18 protein-coding genes and 2 tRNA genes are annotated in these 20039 nt (G+C 36.0%); 9 read left to right on the top strand and 11 right to left on the bottom strand.

Going from position 1 to position 20039, the window contains the following annotated elements:
- Positions 1–65: 65 nt before the first annotated feature.
- The 9 genes from MPR_RS17085 to hemA form a co-directional block, all read right to left on the bottom strand.
- Entirely contained in the window at positions 66–476 is a 411-nt protein-coding gene (locus tag MPR_RS17085; RefSeq protein ID WP_041894690.1) for a c-type cytochrome, read from the bottom strand.
- 117 nt (positions 477–593) lie between these two features.
- The gene (locus MPR_RS17090; RefSeq protein WP_041894694.1) at positions 594–956 is read right to left on the bottom strand and encodes a DUF7716 domain-containing protein; all 363 of its coding nucleotides are present in this window, start codon (positions 954–956) and stop codon (positions 594–596) included.
- Positions 957–1094: 138 nt separating this feature from the next.
- Positions 1095–2087: a porphobilinogen synthase gene (hemB, locus tag MPR_RS17095; protein WP_006262347.1), complete on the bottom strand. Its 993-nt coding sequence runs from the start codon at positions 2085–2087 to the stop codon at positions 1095–1097.
- 177 nt (positions 2088–2264) lie between these two features.
- Positions 2265–3245, bottom strand: coding sequence for an oxygen-dependent coproporphyrinogen oxidase (hemF, locus tag MPR_RS17100; protein WP_082027839.1), 981 nt, complete (start codon positions 3243–3245; stop codon positions 2265–2267).
- A gap of 127 nt (positions 3246–3372) precedes the next feature.
- Positions 3373–3732: a hypothetical protein gene (locus tag MPR_RS17105; RefSeq protein WP_006262349.1), complete on the bottom strand. Its 360-nt coding sequence runs from the start codon at positions 3730–3732 to the stop codon at positions 3373–3375.
- Between the two features lie 66 nt (positions 3733–3798).
- Positions 3799–4827 carry a uroporphyrinogen decarboxylase gene (gene hemE, locus MPR_RS17110; protein WP_041894699.1) on the bottom strand — a complete coding sequence of 343 codons (1029 nt, stop codon included), beginning with the start codon at positions 4825–4827 and terminating at the stop codon, positions 3799–3801.
- Positions 4828–4864: 37 nt separating this feature from the next.
- Positions 4865–5530: a uroporphyrinogen-III synthase gene (locus tag MPR_RS17115; protein ID WP_041894703.1), complete on the bottom strand. Its 666-nt coding sequence runs from the start codon at positions 5528–5530 to the stop codon at positions 4865–4867.
- A gap of 1 nt (position 5531) precedes the next feature.
- Positions 5532–6461, bottom strand: coding sequence for a hydroxymethylbilane synthase (hemC, locus tag MPR_RS17120; protein WP_006259833.1), 930 nt, complete (start codon positions 6459–6461; stop codon positions 5532–5534).
- A 1-nt stretch (position 6462) separates the two neighbouring features.
- A complete protein-coding gene (gene hemA / locus MPR_RS17125) occupies positions 6463–7713 on the bottom strand; it encodes a glutamyl-tRNA reductase (RefSeq protein WP_041894706.1) in 1251 nt (416 codons plus the stop codon).
- Positions 7714–7945: 232 nt separating this feature from the next.
- Between hemA and MPR_RS17130 the strand changes: the two genes are divergently transcribed.
- Genes MPR_RS17130 through MPR_RS17150 form a run of 5 tightly spaced genes read left to right on the top strand, consistent with a single transcriptional unit; the run spans position 7946 to position 12657 of the window.
- Positions 7946–8818, top strand: coding sequence for a helix-turn-helix transcriptional regulator (locus MPR_RS17130; RefSeq protein WP_041894707.1), 873 nt, complete (start codon positions 7946–7948; stop codon positions 8816–8818).
- Positions 8819–8822: 4 nt separating this feature from the next.
- Positions 8823–9839 carry a ferrochelatase gene (gene hemH, locus MPR_RS17135; RefSeq protein ID WP_041894710.1) on the top strand — a complete coding sequence of 339 codons (1017 nt, stop codon included), beginning with the start codon at positions 8823–8825 and terminating at the stop codon, positions 9837–9839.
- 4 nt (positions 9840–9843) lie between these two features.
- Positions 9844–10383, top strand: coding sequence for a CopD family protein (locus tag MPR_RS17140; RefSeq protein ID WP_041894712.1), 540 nt, complete (start codon positions 9844–9846; stop codon positions 10381–10383).
- Positions 10383–11855 carry a sensor histidine kinase gene (locus tag MPR_RS17145; protein ID WP_041894714.1) on the top strand — a complete coding sequence of 491 codons (1473 nt, stop codon included), beginning with the start codon at positions 10383–10385 and terminating at the stop codon, positions 11853–11855. The genes MPR_RS17140 and MPR_RS17145 overlap by 1 nt, the downstream gene beginning before the upstream one ends.
- 16 nt (positions 11856–11871) lie before the next feature.
- On the top strand, positions 11872–12657 hold the full coding sequence (locus MPR_RS17150) for an enoyl-CoA hydratase/isomerase family protein (protein ID WP_041894717.1): 786 nt from the start codon (positions 11872–11874) through the stop codon (positions 12655–12657).
- Between the two features lie 95 nt (positions 12658–12752).
- Here the strand turns inward: MPR_RS17150 and MPR_RS17155 are convergent.
- Together MPR_RS17155 and MPR_RS17160 are read right to left on the bottom strand one after the other, a co-directional pair.
- Positions 12753–12823 (bottom strand) — tRNA-Gln (locus MPR_RS17155).
- Between the two features lie 221 nt (positions 12824–13044).
- Positions 13045–13115: transfer RNA gene (locus MPR_RS17160), tRNA-Gln, on the bottom strand.
- Positions 13116–13298: 183 nt separating this feature from the next.
- Between MPR_RS17160 and MPR_RS17165 the strand changes: the two genes are divergently transcribed.
- The 4 genes from MPR_RS17165 to accC all read left to right on the top strand — a co-directional run bounded on the left by MPR_RS17165 (position 13299) and on the right by accC (position 20034).
- A complete protein-coding gene (locus tag MPR_RS17165) occupies positions 13299–16502 on the top strand; it encodes a glycosyltransferase family 117 protein (RefSeq protein WP_041894720.1) in 3204 nt (1067 codons plus the stop codon).
- Positions 16503–16578: 76 nt separating this feature from the next.
- On the top strand, positions 16579–17637 hold the full coding sequence (gene thiL, locus MPR_RS17170; RefSeq protein ID WP_041894723.1) for a thiamine-phosphate kinase: 1059 nt from the start codon (positions 16579–16581) through the stop codon (positions 17635–17637).
- A gap of 469 nt (positions 17638–18106) precedes the next feature.
- A complete protein-coding gene (locus tag MPR_RS17175; RefSeq protein ID WP_006262361.1) occupies positions 18107–18592 on the top strand; it encodes an acyl-CoA carboxylase biotin carboxyl carrier protein subunit in 486 nt (161 codons plus the stop codon).
- A 2-nt stretch (positions 18593–18594) separates the two neighbouring features.
- Positions 18595–20034 carry an acetyl-CoA carboxylase biotin carboxylase subunit gene (gene accC / locus MPR_RS17180; protein WP_041894725.1) on the top strand — a complete coding sequence of 480 codons (1440 nt, stop codon included), beginning with the start codon at positions 18595–18597 and terminating at the stop codon, positions 20032–20034.
- The last annotated feature ends 5 nt before the right edge of the window (positions 20035–20039 follow it).

Raw genomic sequence — 20039 nt, forward strand, 5'->3', positions numbered from 1 at the left:
GAATATAAAAAAGCCTTGAATCTATTGACTCAAGGCTTTTCGATATCCTACTACTTAATTGTTACTTATAAACTACGCATATAGACAATAAGTGCTTCCATTTCTAGATCGCTAAACTTCTTTGTGATCTCTAAGTTAGCTTGCATAATGATAAACTGAGACGGATCTACTATAGGTTCCTCATTTCCTCTCAAAAAAGAAACTAGATCCGCGTTGTGTTTATCATACACCTGCAATATTTCTTTGACACTAGGTCCTATTATTTTTTTATCTGTCTGATGGCAAGAAGCACAGTTCCCTTTTCCTTTAAAGATGTCTTCACCTAGTTTGATTTTTTCAGACATAGTCATTTCAGCTACTTCTCCTCTTTCTGATTCGTACACAGCTTCAGGTTGTGTTTTCTCATCCTTACCACCACATGCTACTACACTAATAGCAGCAAGAAGTAGTAAACTAGTTTTTATAATTTTTGTCATTGTTGTTGTTTATTTATTTCCATCAAAAATAGAGAAACAAAATGAACATTATAGTATACAAAACAGTCCTTTTAGTGCAATAAACGGACAAATAACATATAACAGACTTTATATCTTTTAGTCAAAATCAATAAAATCATCTATCGTCAGGTAGTAATCTAATGCCATGATGAGCTCTTCTACCGTCACTGTGGGTTTCTGGCTCACTGCTAAGTCTACTACATCTTGTATATCTTCATCAGAACACAGATACCACATATCTAGTTCTGTAACAGCATCTGGATATATCTCTTCATCATCCTCAGTCACCTCAACAGGATCACCAACATAAATCTCTAATTCTACATCTGCCTCATCTTCTACAGCATAAATAGCATACTGATAGGCTGGATCATACTCCGTAGTTCTTTCTTTTCGATCTTTAACAAGTAAGATAAACTCTGCTAATCGATATGTTTTATTTTTAAAATCAGGCATCATATATTCTATAATTTTACTAGTGGATAAAGTTAAAACACTTCTTACTACTATTTAGAAAAAAAGTTATCAATAGTTTATAATGAAAAAAGCTCGTTGACAAAATCAACGAGCTTCTTCTATTTATAGTACTTATTCTAACTATTTATTCAATAGAATAGACGCTTCTTTAGCGAAGTATGTTGAGATAATACTTGCTCCAGCGCGTTTGATACAAGTTAATTGTTCCATCATAATCTGATCGTGGTCAAGCCATCCTCTCTCTGATGCAGCCTTTACCATAGCGTACTCTCCAGATACTTGGTACACAGCTACAGGCACATTCACAGCGTCTTTCACTTCACGTACGATATCTAAATAAGCCATACCAGGTTTTACCATAAGGATATCTGCTCCTTCTTCTACATCGTATAACGCCTCTTTTACAGCTTCGATACGGTTAGCATAGTCCATTTGGTATGTTTTTTTGTCTTTTGGTATCTCTACATCTGCTCTCGGTGCGCTGTCAAGTGCATCGCGGAATGGTCCGTAGAATGCAGATGCATACTTAGCAGAATAACTCATAATACCAACATTAGTAAATCCTGATTGGTCTAATGCTTCACGCATACGCAAGATACGTCCGTCCATCATATCACTAGGTGCTACGAAGTCTGCTCCTGCCTCTGCATGAGATACGCTCATCTTCGTCAGTGCATCTACTGTAGGGTCATTCACTACTACTCCATTCTCGATAATACCATCGTGCCCGTATATAGAATATGGGTCTAATGCTACGTCTGGCATTACGATCATACCTGGACATGCATCTTTTATCGCTTTGATAGCAGTCTGCATTAATCCATTAGGATTCCATGCTTCTGTACCTGCATTGTCTTTTAAGTGATCACTTACTTTTACATAGATATTCACTGCGCGAATACCTAATGCATAAAGCTCTTTTACTTCCTTTACTGTCAAATCCACAGAACGTCTAAACATACCTGGCATCGAAGGAATAGCTTCTTGTACATTAGTCCCTTCTGCTATAAACATAGGGAACATAAAATCTTGTGGAGTCACGATAGTCTCTCTTACCAAACTACGAATAGACTCATTTGTTCTTAATCTTCTACCTCTTTGTAATGGAAACATAATTATTTTTGGTTTTATATGTTTATATACTATTGTTAACGCACGGATTACAAATCCGGGCAATCGTTGTAACGTATTATGGTAGACGCAATGTGTTGCGTCTCTACTGTTGGCACGGATTTATAATCCGTGATATATTCTGTAAACATTAACTGTGACACGCAAAATATTGCGTCTCTACTTTATCCAATCAACAGGATTAGCCAATACTTTCAACAGTTTTTCTTCCCAACTGTTTTCTTCTGGATGGTGGTCATATACCCATTGTACATGTGGTGGTAGACTCATTAGGATAGATTCGATACGTCCATTGGTTTTTAATCCAAATAGAGTTCCTTTATCATGAACAAGGTTAAACTCTACATATCTACCTCTTCTGATTTCTTGCCATGTACGATGTTCATTGCTATAAGGGGTATCCATACGACGTTCTACGATAGGTGCATAAGCTTCTAAGAAGCTATCTCCTACTTCGGTTACGAAGTCATACCACTGTTGCATAGACATTTCTTCTGTTGCTTCTAAGCGGTCAAAGAATAATCCTCCGATACCACGTGCCTCTTCTCTATGTGCATTCCAGAAATATTCATCACATTGCTTCTTATACAATGGATAAAACGCAGGGTTATGCTTATCACAAGCTGTCTTACATACAGTATGAAAATGCGCAGCATCCTCATCGAATAAGTAGTATGGTGTTAGGTCTTGTCCTCCACCAAACCAAGAACGCACTACTGTACCATCTTTGTCATACATTTCGAAGTAACGCCAGTTAGCATGTACTGTAGGTACCATAGGACTCTTCGGGTGAATCACTAACGATAATCCGCAAGCGAAGAAATCTACATCTCCTACATTAAAGTACTTTTGCATCGCTACTGGTAACGGTCCGTGTACGGCAGAGATATTTACTCCTCCTTTTTCGAATACTGCTCCATTCTCGATTACGCGTGTGCGACCTCCTCCACCTTCAGGACGTTCCCAAAGGTCTTCTTGGAATTTTGCTTTTCCATCTATATCTTCAAGTCCTTTCGTTATGGTATCTTGAAGCTGTTGTATATATTGATAAAATTGTTCTTTCATATTATAAATAGTACATACCCTCTCTCTGTAAGGATACTCATCATTAAAAAAACTATTGTTCCGTAGTTCAGCCAATACATTATATTGCGCCTCTCTACCTTATCTTTAAATAAACAATAGTAAGCAGACTCCTCTAGTCCTACATATCACTATCATAGTGCGTATGACGCCTCAACCTGTTTCTGCTGTAAATAGTGCTCTCTTAAAGGCGACTAATCTTAGTCATGATATTAAATGAGAATGCTTTACTCTCATCTTGGATATATTGATAGACAGCTTTTGCTTTTGCTTTTAATGAAGGCTCTTGAGAAGACCACTTCACTAATAGATCTGTGAACTCTTCCATCTTGTCCCAAGGGAAGTTGAATTTATGTAAGTGCAAGGCTAAGTCCTTACCCTCTGTTATCAACAGTTGTTCATAACTCAAGCCTATCTTTTGAAGCTCTACGTCTAGATCTTCTATAAATTTCTTGTCCTCTGGAGTAAATCCAATAGAAGACAACTTCTGAACAATAGACTCTATACGTCTTTCTTCTTCACTTTTTGTTCCTTTGTTTAACATAGGTCAAATGATATAGTAAAACAAAAAAGCCTACGTCATACTTCGGCAGGCTTTTCTGTCAATATTTTACTTGTGTTCGTATTCTTTTACCGCTTCGATAAATGCTTTAGCATGATCTACTGGGATATGAGGTAAGATACCGTGACCTAAGTTCACTATATATTTATCTTTACCGAAAGCATCGATCATCTCGTGTACCATTTTCTTAATAGTAGGGATCGGAGACATTAGACGACTTGGGTCAAAGTTACCTTGTAATGTGATATCTCCTCCTGTGAATAGACGAGCGTTCTGTGGGCTACAAGTCCAGTCTACTCCTAATGCAGAAGCTTTTGACTTCGCCATTTCAGGTAATGCAAACCAACATCCTTTTCCAAATACGATAACTGGAGTGATATCAGCTAATGCTTCTACTATTTGGTTAATATACTGCCATGAGAACTCTTGGTAATCTACTGGAGATAACATTCCTCCCCATGAATCGAATATTTGTACAGCATTTACACCTGCTTTTACCTTTTCTTTAAGGTATAAAATAGTTGTATCTGTAATTTTTTGTAATAACGTATGTGTAGCTACTGGGTCAGAAAAACACATTCCTTTGGCTAAGTCAAAGCTCTTAGAACCTTTTCCTTCTACTGCATAACAAAAGATAGTCCAAGGTGAACCAGCGAATCCAATCAATGGTACTTCATCGTTTAACATCTCTTTCGTTACTTTAATAGCATCCATTACATATCCTAATGTCTCTTCGATATTAGGTACGATAACTTGCTCTACATCTTTAGCAGAACGGATAGGATTAGGTACCCATGGCCCTACTCCTGGTCTCATCTCTACATCAATGTTCATAGCTTGCGGTACGACTAAAATATCTGAGAATAAAATAGCAGCATCTGGTTTTACAATACGAATCGGTTGTACTGTAATCTCAGCTGCGATTTCTGGCATTCTACAACGTGTAAAAAAATCATACTTATCTCTTAATTCGCGAAACTCTGGTAAGTATCTACCTGCTTGACGCATCATCCATACAGGTGGTCTCTCTACTGTTTCACCTTTTAACGCTCTTAAGAATAAATCATTTTTAATCATTTCTATTCGATTTTAATACGTCAATTTTTAGCTGACTCTATTTATAATAATCCACACAAGCTTGTAATGTAGCCTCCACGGTAGGTTGCTTCGCTATTACAATATTCTGTGTAACTCCTTTTAATGGTTCTGCTGTAGTATCTCCTATACAGAAGCACACTTCTGTCGTGATGCTGTTCTGCTGAAGATAACTCTCTATCGCTGAAGGACTGTAAAAGCACAATCCATCTACTTTCTGTTCATTCTTGACTGGGTTAAGCACAGTCTGATATACTGTGAACTCATTAAAGACCAAGCCATTTGCTCTAAAAGCATCTGGCAACAGATCTCTTCTGATACTTCCGCTAAAGAATGTTATATTTCTATCTTTATAGTCCTGAACAATGATAGGAGCTAATTCTTTTGCATAATGTGCCCAAGCCTTAACTTCCCAACCGTTCTCCTCCAACAATTCTTTTGTTTTTATCCCCACACATAGCGCTGGTTTCTTATTCAGAGCTTCTCTATACCCTTGACTAATCACACTCTTCACTGCATTCTGACTCGTAAACAATACATACTCATGTACAGCATCCAAGTCGAATACTAAGTGTTCTGTCAAGATATAATCTTGTTCTACTAAATGCACCTTCCCTAAAGCTACAGCATCTAATACACTCGCTCTAATCTTACGTGTAGATAAAATAGTTGGGTTAAAAGACATTTTATTTTTTTAATTGTTGACGTAGTGTTTCCATTAATTCACTACCACCATTCTCAAGAATTTCTTTAGCTGCAAAGAATCCAAGCTTCTTCCACTCTGCGATATCCACTACTTTGTTCACTTCGAACTTCTGTTGACCATCTAAAGAGAATAGTACCCCTTTAAAATTAATCGTATCATCGTGATCATTATAAGTAGCTAAAGCACCGATAGGAGCTGTACATCCACCTTCTAACGTTCTTAAGAACTGTCTTTCTATATAAGTAGTCATCTCTGTTTCATAATCATTTAACTGAGCTACTGCGTCTAAAGCATGATTATCATCTGCATTTACGACTACTACCATAGCTCCTTGTGCAGGTGCTGGTATCATCCAGTCAAGATTAATGAAGTTCGATGGTTTCTTTTTAATACGATCTAATCCAGCTGAAGCGAAGATTGCTCCATTCCAATCGCTGTTTTGTAGTTTTTCCATACGAGTATTTACATTTCCTCGTAGGTCAACTGTTGTATGCTTTGGGAAACGGTTTAACCATTGAGCTTTACGTCTTAAACTTCCTGTAGCTACTACTGCCTCAACCTCTTCTGACATAAAAGATGTATCTCCTTTATGTAATAAGATGTCTACAGTATTAGCACGTTTAAGTACTGCTCCTTGTACGATCCCTTGTGGTAGAGCTGTTGGTACATCTTTCATAGAATGCACTGCGATATCTACCTCTTTTTTTATCATTGCCACATCTAGAGTCTTAGTAAAGATTCCTGTGATTCCCATCTCATATAATGGCTTGTCCAACACTAAATCTCCTGTAGATTTAACAGGTACTAACTCTGTTTTGTACCCTAATTTCTGAAGAGATTGTTCAACTGTTTTTGCTTGCCACATTGCTAGTTCACTATCACGTGTACCTATACGAATAATTCTACCCATTTTAATTTGATTCTATATGAAACACTTTTTCTATCCATTCTATACTCTGATCCACTACTGTATCTTCATGACGAAGATGGTTTGCAAAGTGCGTAGTGATCTTCTGTATGATGCGCATACTGATTAGTTCAGCCTGCTCAGAATCAAAGTTATCATATTTCTTTTTATGATAATCTAATTCCCCATTTTTTATCTGCTCTAACTTAGATTTAAGAGCATGTATAGTAGGTGCGAATTTTCTCATCTTCGTCCAAGCGATAAACTCAGACATGATCTCTTCTATAATTTCTTCTGCTTGTGGAATGAACTCTCTTCTTCTCTCGATCGTCTTATCTGTCATTTGAGATAAATAATCAAGATGAATTAATTCTACTCCTTCTATCTCAGTCACATCATCACTCACGTTCTTAGGAATAGACAAATCTAAAATAACAAGAGGTTTTGTCAAGTTAAGCAACGCCTTATCTACTGTAGGTTTCTGTGCACCAGTCGCAACGATAAGCACATCTGATTTGCGTATTTCAGCTTGTAAATCTGCATAATCCTTTACAATAAGATTAAACTTACCTGCTACCTCTAACGCTTTCTCTTTTGTTCTATTAATAAGTGTGATATGATCATTCTTAGTATGCTTCACTAAGTTTTCGCATGTATTTCTACCGATTTTACCCGTTCCGAATAACAAGATATTCTTATTAGATATATCTTCTACATGATCCATAATATATTGTACAGAAGCAAATGATACAGAAGTAGCTCCAGAACTAAGCTCAGTCTCGTTCTTGATACGTTTACTTGCTTGGATAACAGCATTGACTAATCTCTCGAAGTAGTTCGTTGTCAGTTCTTTCTCCTTTGCTAAGTAGAAAGCATTCTTAATCTGACTGATAATTTCAAAATCACCTAATATCTGACTATCTAGTCCTGTTCCAACTCGGAATAAGTGTTCTATCGCCTCCTTAGTCTTATATACATAAGCCACATTGCGGAAGTCATCCACTGTACCATTACTGTTATCACATAATAATTTAATCAGTTCGAAAGGGTGTTGTGCGAAACCAAATATCTCCGTTCTATTACATGTAGAAATCACGATTAAACTCTCGATTCCTTCATTTTTAGCTTGAGTTAATAAATTGTCTTTGGCCTCATCACTTAGACTAAACTTACCGCGCATTTCAGCGTCCGCTTTCTTATAACTTAATCCCACTGCATAAAAAGTCGCAGGTTTAGTCTTATCTATTTTGTCCATACCACAGAGTTAATTCAAAAAAGTAAACAAATTTAATATTAAAGAATCGACAAAAGTAACGCTAGAAGGACTATTTATATCGCTAAGGGATTTCTCAAAAAAAAAGCATTGCATTTCATTATAATACAGTACATTTGCAACAATGACAAGGGTTAAAAGACACCCTATATAGAATCATTCTAAATAAAAAGTAACTAGATAAGTTTCTAACTTAAGTTTAAAAAGTATCGCTATGAGTCCTACGGAAGAAATAATAATTGATGATAATTTTTCGATGTTAAGGTTTGAAAATAACTTGACAGAGAATATTACTTTTCAACGAGAAATGGGAACAGATGTTATCCAATTTTACTTTGGATTAAAGGGATCTGCTAAATTTATATTTAATCAAGGAGCCTATTCTCTTCCTCTAAACGAGGAGAAATTCTTGATCTTATACAACCCACAAAAAGAACTTCCCGTACACTTAGAGATATCCCCTAATACATGGGTCATTAGCGTTTTAATCTCAATTAAGAAGTTTCATGCTCTATTTTCGACAGAAGCAGAGTTTATAGGTTTCTTAACTGGCGAGAATAGAGACAAAAAGTATTACTCTGAAGAAGAAATCACTCCCTCTATGGCTATAGTCCTGAATCAGTTATTTAACTTCTATATGAATCCAACTATCAAGAAGCTATACTACACTGGTAAGACCTACGAGTTACTTAGCTTACTATTTAATCAGAATGAAGATCAAAATATAGAAAATTGTCCATTCTTATCTGATGAAGACGATGTCGTTAAAATCAAAAAGGCGAAAGATATCATCATCAGTAAAATGGCAGAACCACCTACTCTTCAAGAATTAGCAGACTCAGTAGGTATTAACATTAAAAAACTAAAAATGGGCTTTAAGCAGATTTACGGTGACTCTGTATTCAGCTTCTTGTTTGACTATAAGATGGAATACGCACGCAAGCTCTTAGACAACGGTAGTTATAATGTAAACGAAGTAGGACTAAAGATTGGTTATAGTTCTGCTAGTCATTTCATTGCTGCCTTTAAAAAGAAGTTTGGCACTACACCGAAAAAATACTTAATGTCTCTCAACACAAATAATTAACAACATGCAAGGTATATTATTAGTTAACCTAGGCTCACCTAAAAGCCCTACAGCAAAAGACGTAAAACCATACTTAGGAGAATTCTTAATGGATGAAAGAGTAATAGACATGCCATACATCCTAAGAAGTTTATTAGTTAAAGGAATCATACTTAATACTAGACCAAAGAAATCAGCAGAAGCTTATTCTAAAATATGGTGGGAAGAAGGTTCACCACTAATCGTAATTTCTGAAAGACAACAAAAGAAAGTACAAGCAAAAGTAGATATCCCAGTAGCATTAGCTATGAGATATGGAGAACCTTCTATCAAGACAGGCTTACAAGAACTAAAAGACAAAGGCATAGATGATGTACTAATGATTCCTCTATACCCACAGTTCGCTATGGCAACTACAGAGACTATCGATGTATTAGCTGAAGAAGTAAGACAAAAACACTTTCCTCAGATGAAAGTTACGAGCTTCCCTGCTTTCTACAACAAGAAAGAATATGTAGATGCTCTAGCTCATACTATACAAGGTCATTTAGAAGGGTATGACTATGACCATATCGTATTCTCTTATCATGGAGTACCTGAAAGACATATCCGCAAATCAGATGTAACAAAGGGACACTGTACTATAGACGGATCTTGCTGTCAGACAGCTTCTAAAGCACATGAGTTCTGCTATAGACATCAATGTCTAGAAACAACAAGACAAGTAGTTGAGAAGTTAAACATCCCTGCTGATAAATACACTAACTCATTCCAATCTAGATTAGGAATGGACAAATGGCTACAGCCTCCAACTGATGCTACTGTAAATGGATTAGCAGAGAAGGGAATTAAAAAGCTAGCAGTAGTTACTCCTGCCTTTGTAGCTGACTGTCTTGAAACTCTAGAAGAAATAGGCATGGAAGCACATGACGAATTCTTAAAACACGGAGGAGAAGAGTTTAGAACAATCCCTTGTATGAATGATGATGATATGTGGATAGATGCAATGGTAACTTGGATTAAAGAATGGCAAAACAAATAACATTATGTTGTACCTATATCTAAAAGCCCTTCATGTTATTTTTATAGTATGCTGGTTTGCAGGATTATTCTATATCGTACGTCTCTTTGTCTATTACTCTGAGACGAAGGATATGCCTGAAGTACAATCCAACATCCTAAGAGATCAATACACGATTATGACTAATCGCTTGTGGAACATCATCACTTGGCCTGCGGCAGTATTGGCAACTGTTTTTGGAATATGGATGCTGATAGTAATACCTGCTTGGTTAAGTCAACCATGGATGCATGTAAAACTATTATTTGTAGTATTATTAATTGCTTATCACCTAAAATGCCATCAGTTCGTCAAACAAATCAACAATAGAACGATGACTAAAACATCTTCCTTTTTTAGAATTTGGAATGAAGGAGCAACCTTGATTTTATTTTCTGTAGTATTTTTAGTAATTTTAAAAAGTACTTTTAATTGGATATTTGGAGTTGTAGGTCTAGTAGGATTATCAATACTATTAATGCTAGGAATACGCTTATACAAACGAATTCGCGATAGCAGAAAATAATGAAAGATGACTTTATATTAAAGAACTTTTCTCTGAGAAATAGGATATTTTTCTCACTTATATTTTTGAGTATTATCTCATCTGTATTGATATCAGCTGTATCAGTGTATCAATTCAGAGAAGAAGCACGTACCTACCATCAATATAGATTAGAAAGGACAGAAAACTCTATCAACGAGAATATAAACTACATCTTAACAACCTCAGAATACCCTCTAACAACAGAGAATATACCTCGCATTTTTAGAGACAAAATACATGAGCTCGCAGCCATACATAATACAGAGATCAATATACACGATCTACAAGGACGCCTCTTGATAACCTCAAGAGGTACCTTTTCTGTAGACAGCATCTCTAAAAATATCTCTCCCTTAGTCTTAAAGACAATACAATCCTCTCCCAACAAACGCTTTGTAGATATAAAAACGGTCGATAGCAACCGCATACGTATTGCATATAGTTTTTTAAAAGATTTAAAGTACAAACCCTTAGGTATACTTAAAATACCGTATGAGGAGAAAACAGAGTTTTACGAGAACGAGATTCAGAACTTCATGGTTAAGTTTGGACAAGTATATATCATTATGCTAATTATGTCTATTGCTATCTCTTACTTCTTATCAAACTACATCACCCAAAGCCTAAACAATATCAGTGTCAAGATTACAAGTACTAAGTTTGGGCAAAAAAACGAAAAAATCGATTCCACTAACACAAGCAAGGAGATTTCTGCTCTTATCACTGCATATAATGATATGGTGGAGAAACTCGATGATTCGTACGAAAAACTAGCTCAAACAGAAAGAGAGCAAGCTTGGAGAGAAATGGCTAAACAAGTTGCACATGAAATAAAGAATCCTCTTACTCCAATGCGACTAACTGTTCAAAGCTTCGAAAGAAGATTTGATCCTACTGATCCTGAAATCAAAACAAAATTAAAGGACTTCTCACAAGTATTAATACAACAGATAGATACGATGACTTCTGTTGCAACAGCTTTCTCTAGCTTTGCTGCAATGCCTGCTCAGCAAGACGAAACACTTGACATTGTCAATACTGTAAGGCTAACACTCGACATCTTTAATGAAGATTATATCTGGTTCGAAAGTACTGATCAAGAGATCATCTCTAAAATAGATAGAACACAACTAATCAGAATTATTACTAACTTAGTCAAAAATGCAATACAAGCTATCCCTTCTGAACAGAAGAACCCACAAATAAAAGTGAGCATATCTAGAACAGAAGAAAGCGCTATCATCAAAGTAGCTGATAACGGGACAGGTATAAAGCAAGAAGATCTAAACAAAATATTCCAACCTAAGTTCACTACCAAAACAAGTGGAATGGGATTAGGATTGGGAATCATAAAAAATATAATTACAAATTACAACGGTACAATAGTCTTCGAAACAGAAGAAGGTCTTGGCACCACATTTATTGTTACCTTGCCTATTATAAATAATTAATCAAATAAAAGATATTATGGATTTTGAAAATATTCTAGTAGAAAAAGAGGGAAGTCTGGCCATTATAACCATTAATAGACCAACTAAATTAAACGCTTTAAACAAGCCAACAATTGAAGAGCTTCACCAAGCCCTTAAACACTTTGAAAAAGACCGTGAAACACGTGTTATCATCCTTACTGGAAGTGGAGAAAAAGCTTTCGTTGCAGGTGCTGACATTAAAGAGTTCTCTAGCTTCAACACTAGTGAAGGTTCACAGTTAGCTGCTAAAGGACAAGAGCTTCTATTCGACTATGTTCAAAATTACAACAAACCAGTAATCGCTGCTGTTAATGGATTTGCCCTAGGAGGTGGATTAGAGTTAGCCATGTCAGCACACTTTAGAGTTGCTTCTACTAACGCTAAGATGGGACTTCCAGAAGTAACACTTGGACTAATCCCTGGATATGGTGGAACACAACGCTTACCTCAACTTATCGGAAAAGGAAGAGCAATGGAACTAATCATGACTGCAGAAATGATAACAGCTGATAAGGCTCTATCTTATGGATTAGTGAACCACGTTGTAGAACAAGAAGAACTATTAGCATTCACAAAGAAAATAGCAAACAAAATAGCTGCTAACTCTGCTTCTGCAATCGGAAGAGCAATAAAATCTATCAATGCTAACTTTAAAGATGGTGTAAACGGATATCACGAAGAAATCAAAAACTTTGGAGAATGCTTCGAAACAGAAGACTTCACAGAAGGAACTACTGCTTTCTTAGAAAAAAGAAAACCTGAATTCAAAGGTCAAAACTAATAACAAAAAAAGGTCAGAGCAAGCTCTGACCTTTCTTATTTCAATTCCTTATTCTTGAAATAAAAAAACCTCTTGAGTGATCAAGAGGTTTTTTGTTGGCCTACTAGGACTCGAACCTAGAACGACTGAACCAAAATCAGCTGTGTTACCATTACACCATAGGCCAGTACCATTTCATTACTTCGGCATAATTACTTCAGTAATTCGGATGCAAAATTAGCACATTTTTTGATTCTTCCAAATATAAAATGCCTTTTTTAATCACTCTCAACCCGCTATTTTGCTAAGATACTCATAGTCAAGAGAGAGTATTGAAAAATTTAACATTTTATTTTTACGTACAATTAAAATAAAAAAAGCCTCTTGAAAAATCAAGAGGCTTTTCTGTTGGCCTACTAGGACTCGAACCTAGAACGACTGAACCAAAATCAGCTGTGTTACCATTACACCATAGGCCAATACCTTTTTTACATACCGTAAAGCGTAATTACTTCATCAATGCGGATGCAAAAGTATAACTATTTTTATAATCTCCAAACTTTTCTTTCAAAAAAATTAAATTTTTCTAATTCCTTCACGCAACACAAAAAAAATCTTTTCTTTGTATATACAATCTGATAAAATATCTAGTAATTACAAATATGTTGACATTCAATTACAAGAAGTGGAATGTTATAGGAGGATGGCTATGTTTTGCTATTGCCCTATTGACTTATACACTAACAGTAGAGCCTACAGTAAGCTTTTGGGATCCAGGAGAATATATTGCTACCTCTGCTAAACTACAAGTAGGACACCCTCCAGGGGCTCCTTTTTATCAAATGTTAGGAGCTTTCTTCTCGATGTTTGCTACCTCTCCAGATAAAGTTGCCCTAATGGTAAACATGGTTGCTGTTATTTCCAGCGCGTTTACCATTCTTTTTATGTTCTGGACATTATCTAATTTACTTAAGAAAATCGTCGTTGCGAAAAGTGAGTGGACAAATCCTAATGCTATTGTCGTTTTAGGTAGTGCTGCTGTTGGTTCATTAGCCTTTACATTCACAGATAGTTTTTGGTTTAATGCTGTAGAGTCTGAAGTATATGCTTCTGCGATGCTTCTGACATCACTTCTATTATACTTAGGTGTGAGATGGTATGATGATATCAACACTCCTAAAGGTAATCGTTGGCTATTATTGATAGGATTAGTTATTGGAGCTTCATTTGGAGTCCACCTAATGGCTTTATTGACAGTTCCATCTATTGCATTACTATACTTCTTTAAAAGATATCAAAAAGTAACTATCAAAAACTTCATCATTGCCAATGTAGCAGCTGTAGGAGTTTTATTCTTCCTTTTTGCTTTCTTATTCCCTAAGACCTTAGCCTTATTTGGTAAGACAGAGATCTTTATGGTGAACTCGATAGGAATGCCTTTTAACAGTGGGACTATTGTTGCTTTCCTATTGATTGTTGCCTTCTTTGTATTCGGATTGAGATATACAGAGAAGAAAAACAAGATAATGGCGAACACGCTTATTCTAACACTTCTTTTTGTATTTGTTGGATTGACAAGTTGGATAATGTTGCCTATCCGTGCTAATGCAAAAGTAGTGATCAATGAGAACACACCTTCTGATGCTTCTGAGCTATTAGCATACTACCAACGTGAACAGTATGGAGAAGAAAGTATCTATTACGACTCTTACTTCACTAAAAAATATGTAGGATTAGACAAAAACAATCCTTGGAAAGACGAAAAACCAAACTACGAAAGAAACTACCAAACAGGTAAGTATGAAATCGTAAACGAATATAAAAACGCAGGACAAAACTTCGACAGTACTCATAAAGGATTCCTTCCTAGACTGTGGAGTACAGACAAGAATCACCGTGTCAACTATATGCGTTACACTAAACCGTTAGACTTCAGAGTATCTTCTCAATATGCTGGAACAAAAGAGTTAGAAGAATTAGTATCTGGAGTAAAACAAGGTCTTGCTAGTGGTGAAATTGATTATGACGGACTTGACAAGTTCTTAGATCAATATGGAGAATACCTAGAAATCGAAGTACCTTCATTCTCTAGTAATGTCGGCTTTATGTTTGAGTACCAATTCGGATATATGTTCTGGCGTTACCTAATGTGGAACTTTGCAGGAAGACAAGATGATGTACAAGGTCAAGGTGACTTACAACATGGTAACTGGATTAGTGGTATCAAATTCTTAGACGAAATACGATTAGGTTCTCAAGATAACTTACCTTCAGATACATTAGAAAACAAAGGTAGAAACACTTATTTCTTCTTACCTTTTATACTTGGGCTTATCGGTATTGTATTCCACTATCGTAAAGACCCTAAGATGTTCTGGGTATTATTAGTGTTATTCCTATTTACAAGCTTTGCACTTAAAATATTCTTGAATGAACGCCCATTCGAACCTCGTGAACGTGACTATGCTGTAGTACCAGCATTCTATGTATTCGCGATGTGGATCGGATTTGGAGTATATGCTATCTTCGACGGACTTAAAAAATATGTACAGCCAAAAATAGCTGGTCCAGCTGTTCTAGTTGTATCATTATTTGCTGCTCCTGTATTATTAGCACAACAAAACTGGGATGACCACGACCGTTCAGATCGTTATACAGCCCTTGCTAATGCTAGAGCATACTTAGATTCATGTGATCCGAATGCTATCTTATTTACTATTGGAGATAACGATACATTCCCTCTGTGGTATTTACAAGACGTAGAAGGATACAGAACAGATGTAAGAGTAGTATGTACGAGTTTACTACCATTAGATTGGTATATTGATCAGATGAGAGCAAAAGCGTATGACTCAGAACCTCTACCGATCTCATTCACACATGATCAATATGTAGGTAATAAAAGAGATGCTATCATCGTAAACAAGATGATCGAAGAAAGAATAGACATCAACTCTCTTCTTAACTTCATTAAATCTGATGATGATAGAACGAAGATTAAAACAGAGGCAGGAACTACATTGTATATCGCTCCTACTAATCAGATCAGAATACCTGTAGATAGTGCTAATGTAGCGAAACACAATATTGTATCTCCTCACTTAAGAAAAGATATATTACCTTATCTAGACGTTAACATTACTGACCAAGCTATCTATAAGCACCGCCTTATCATGTTAGATATAGTGGCTAATAATAACTGGGAACGACCTATATACTTCTCTGGAGGTAGCTGGGGAGATGATGATTTCATTTGGATGAAAGACTACTTACAGTTAAGTGGTTTAGTATATAAATTAGTTCCTCTGAAATCTGATACAGAGAGTTCTCATGCACTAGATAGAGGTTCTATAGACGCAGATAGAATGTACGATATCGTAACGAAGTGGTACTGGGGTAATATGGGAAGTGATAAAATCTATCACGATCCTCAGACTAGACGTAATGCACTGAGCTACCGTATCAACCTTGCTCGATTAATGGAGCAGCTATTAATAGAGGGTAAAGATGAGAAAGCGAAGAAAGTTATCGATATAGCGATGACGAATATGCCTATCAAATACTATGGTTTATACGAAGTAGTACATCCATTTGTAGAAGGTTCTTATAAAGTTGGCGAAAAAGAAAATGCTCGTCAAATGGCTAAAGAATTAATTCAAAAATCTCAAGAATCACTTACTTACTATAAAGGTCTTGAGATAAATGATATCGAATACTATGCAAGAGAGATCATTACTGAAATAGAAATATGGCGCTCTCTGTTACAAATAATAGAAGAAGAAGACCCTAGCTACTACGCTAGTCTAGTACCAGACTTCAATACATATAATGGCTATTTTAAATATTTTAAAAGAGCTAACTTATAGTTTAAAAGGCGATAGAAATAAATCTATCGCCTTTTCTTTTTACCTTTGCATTACTTTAAAATAAAGCAGATATACGATGATCGAGAATAAAAATCAATCTAAGACAGATATAGGACATTTAGGTGAGTTTGGATTAATAGAACATTTAACACAAAACTTTACAATAGAAAACGAGAGTACAACTAAAGGCATCGGAGATGACGCTGCAGTACTGTCTTTTGGAGAAGATAAAGTAGTTGTTTCTACAGATTTATTAATAGAAGGAGTACACTTTGACCTTGCCTACTCTCCTCTTAAGCATTTAGGATATAAAGCCGTAGTAGTTAACCTATCTGATATCTGTGCGATGAATGCCGTACCTACACAGATCACAGTATCTATCGCAGTATCTAATCGTTTTCCTCTAGAAGCTTTAGATGAGTTATACGAAGGTATCGCCTTAGCGTGTAAGTATTATAAAGTAGACTTAGTAGGTGGAGACACTACCTCATCACAAAAAGGGTTGATTATAAGCGTAACAGCTATTGGTAAAGCTAAAGAAGAAGAATTAGTATACCGCAGTGGAGCGAATGATAACGACTTATTAGTGGTAACAGGAGATATAGGATCTGCTTATATGGGATTACAAATCCTAGAGCGTGAAAAACAAGTATTCTTAGTAAACCCTAATAATCAGCCTGACTTATCTATCTACGAATACATCATCGAAAGACAATTAAAGCCAGAGGCAAGAACAGATATCAAACAGCTATTAGCAGATCTAGGTGTAAAACCAACAGCGATGATAGACATCTCTGATGGATTGTCTTCTGAGATTATGCATATATGCAAAAGTTCTAAAGTAGGATGTAATCTATATGAAGAGAAACTCCCATTAGACCCTCAGTTTATGAATACTTGCGAAGAGTTTAATATCGATGCTACTACGATGGCTATCAATGGTGGTGAAGACTATGAACTGTTATTCACTATTAAAATGGAAGACTTTGACAAAATCAAGGGTAATCCAAACTTAACAGTGATAGGTCACACAACACAAGAGAGTGAAGGTGTTCATCTTATCTCAAGAGCAAACACTAAAATTCCTTTAAAATCAAGAGGATGGAATCCTTTAGAAAACAAAGACGAAGAATAATAACTATTATAAAAGGTAATTTCTAACTAGAGATTACCTTTTTCTTTTTCCCCCCTTCTCTATTCTCCCTCCACATTCCCTTCACGCCTCCTCTAGACTAGTTTTACACCTTAGCTAACTACGTATATTATCCCTCCGTAATGACTCCGTTGTTTTGTATAAAATAACGGAGTCATTACGGACTCATTACGGACTCACTACGGACTCAAATGCAATAAATCTCAATGCTGATTAAAGCCGTTTAGCTATCAGAGAAGGTCTGTTCTACTTAACGAGAATAGTATAAAAAATTCCGATTGAATACCTTGTAACCTCTTTTATCTTATTTATTTACAATCAGAATCAACCAAAATTATTGTAAAAAAACAATATTTCTGCCATAGTGTAGTAAAAAATTAAATTATCAATAAATATTATTTATATATCACACATTTAATTATATTTACGAATACCAAAAACTAAAAATATAATGAATAAAACGTATCAATTAAAAGTGAATGCTGATACTGTTTTTGAAAGTGAAGATTTATTACAAGGAGACATCAATGTATCTCGTGTAAATGAATCTACATATCACGTACTCAAAAACAACAGATCTTATGACGTGGAAATACTTGAGAACCACTTTACAGACAAAAACTATACTGTAAATGTCAACGGAAATAACTATTCTGTTAATATCCAAACCGAACTCGATAAGCTAATCAATCAATTAGGCTTCTCCTTAAACTCTACTAAGCAGGTTAATTCTATCAAGGCTCCTATGCCTGGTCTTATCCTAGATATTTTGGTAACTGTAGGGCAAGAAGTAGCTGAGAATGACAACTTATTAATCTTAGAAGCTATGAAGATGGAGAACAACTTATCTTCTCCTAGAGCTGGGATTATTAAGTCTATCAACGTGACTAAAGGTGCCACTGTTGATAAAGGATTAGTGTTAATTGAATTCGAATAAAGATGAAAAAAATATTAGTTGCCAACCGTGGCGAAATAGCTGTACGTATTATGACTACAGCTAAAAAAATGGGGATTAAGACAGTAGCTGTGTACTCTACTGTTGATCGTAATGCTCCACACGTACGTATGGCTGATGAAGCTGTATGTATCGGAGAGGCTCCTTCTAACCAATCTTATTTATTAGGAGATAAAATATTAGAAGTAGCAAAATCATTAAATGTAGATGGTATCCACCCAGGATATGGATTCTTAAGTGAGAACTCTAACTTCGCTTTAGCGTGTAATGCTGCTGGGATTACCTTTATCGGCCCAGATACGCATGCTATAGAAGTAATGGGTAATAAACTGGCTGCTAAAGAAACTGTAAAAGACTATAACATCCCTATGGTACCGGGTCTAGACGAGGCTATCACTGACGTAGCCAAAGCTAAACAAGTAGCGAAAGAAATAGGCTTTCCTATCTTAATCAAAGCTGCTGCTGGTGGTGGTGGAAAAGGGATGCGTATCGTAGAAAAAGAAGAAGAATTTGAAAGTCAAATGCAACGTGCTATTTCTGAAGCAACCAATGCTTTCGGCGATGGTTCTGTTTTCATTGAAAAATATATAGGTTCACCTAGACACATTGAGATACAAGTGTTAGCGGATAAACATGGTAACGTAGTTCACTTATTTGAAAGAGAATGTAGTATACAACGTCGTCACCAAAAAGTAATAGAAGAAGCTCCTTCTGCTGTACTAACTCCTGAAGTGCGTAAAGCTATGGGAGAAGCAGCTATTAAGGTAGCTAAGTCTTGTGATTATGTAGGAGCTGGTACGGTGGAGTTCTTAATAGATGAGCACCTTAACTTCTACTTCTTAGAGATGAATACTCGTCTTCAAGTAGAGCACCCAGTCTCAGAATTAATCACTGGATTAGACTTAGTAGAGATGCAAATCAAGGTAGCTCGTGGAGAGAAGCTTCCTTTTACACAAGAAGACTTAGAGATCAAAGGACATGCTATGGAACTTCGTATCTATGCAGAAGACCCTCTGAATGAGTTCTTACCTAGTGTAGGGAATTTAGAAATCTATCAACTACCTAAAGGAGAAGGCATCCGTGTAGATAACGGTATAGAAGAAGGTATGGATGTACCTATCTACTACGATCCGATGTTAGCCAAATTAATTACTTATGGGCAGACACGTGAGGAGGCTATAGAGATTATGATCGAAGCCATTAAAGCATATAAGGTAAAAGGTATTAGTACGACATTGCCATTCGGTAAGTTCGTAATGGAACACAATGCTTTTAGAGAAGGTCATTTTGACACGAACTTCGTGAAAAAATACTACAATGCTGATTTAATCAAAGAAGAGTATAAAGATGAAGCAGAGATAGCAGCATACCTTGCGCTACAAATGTATTTAGAAGACCAAAAACAACTTCGATTACCAAACTAAGAATC

It is taken from the genome of Myroides profundi (genome assembly GCF_000833025.1).
Taxonomy (GTDB): domain Bacteria; phylum Bacteroidota; class Bacteroidia; order Flavobacteriales; family Flavobacteriaceae; genus Flavobacterium; species Flavobacterium profundi_A.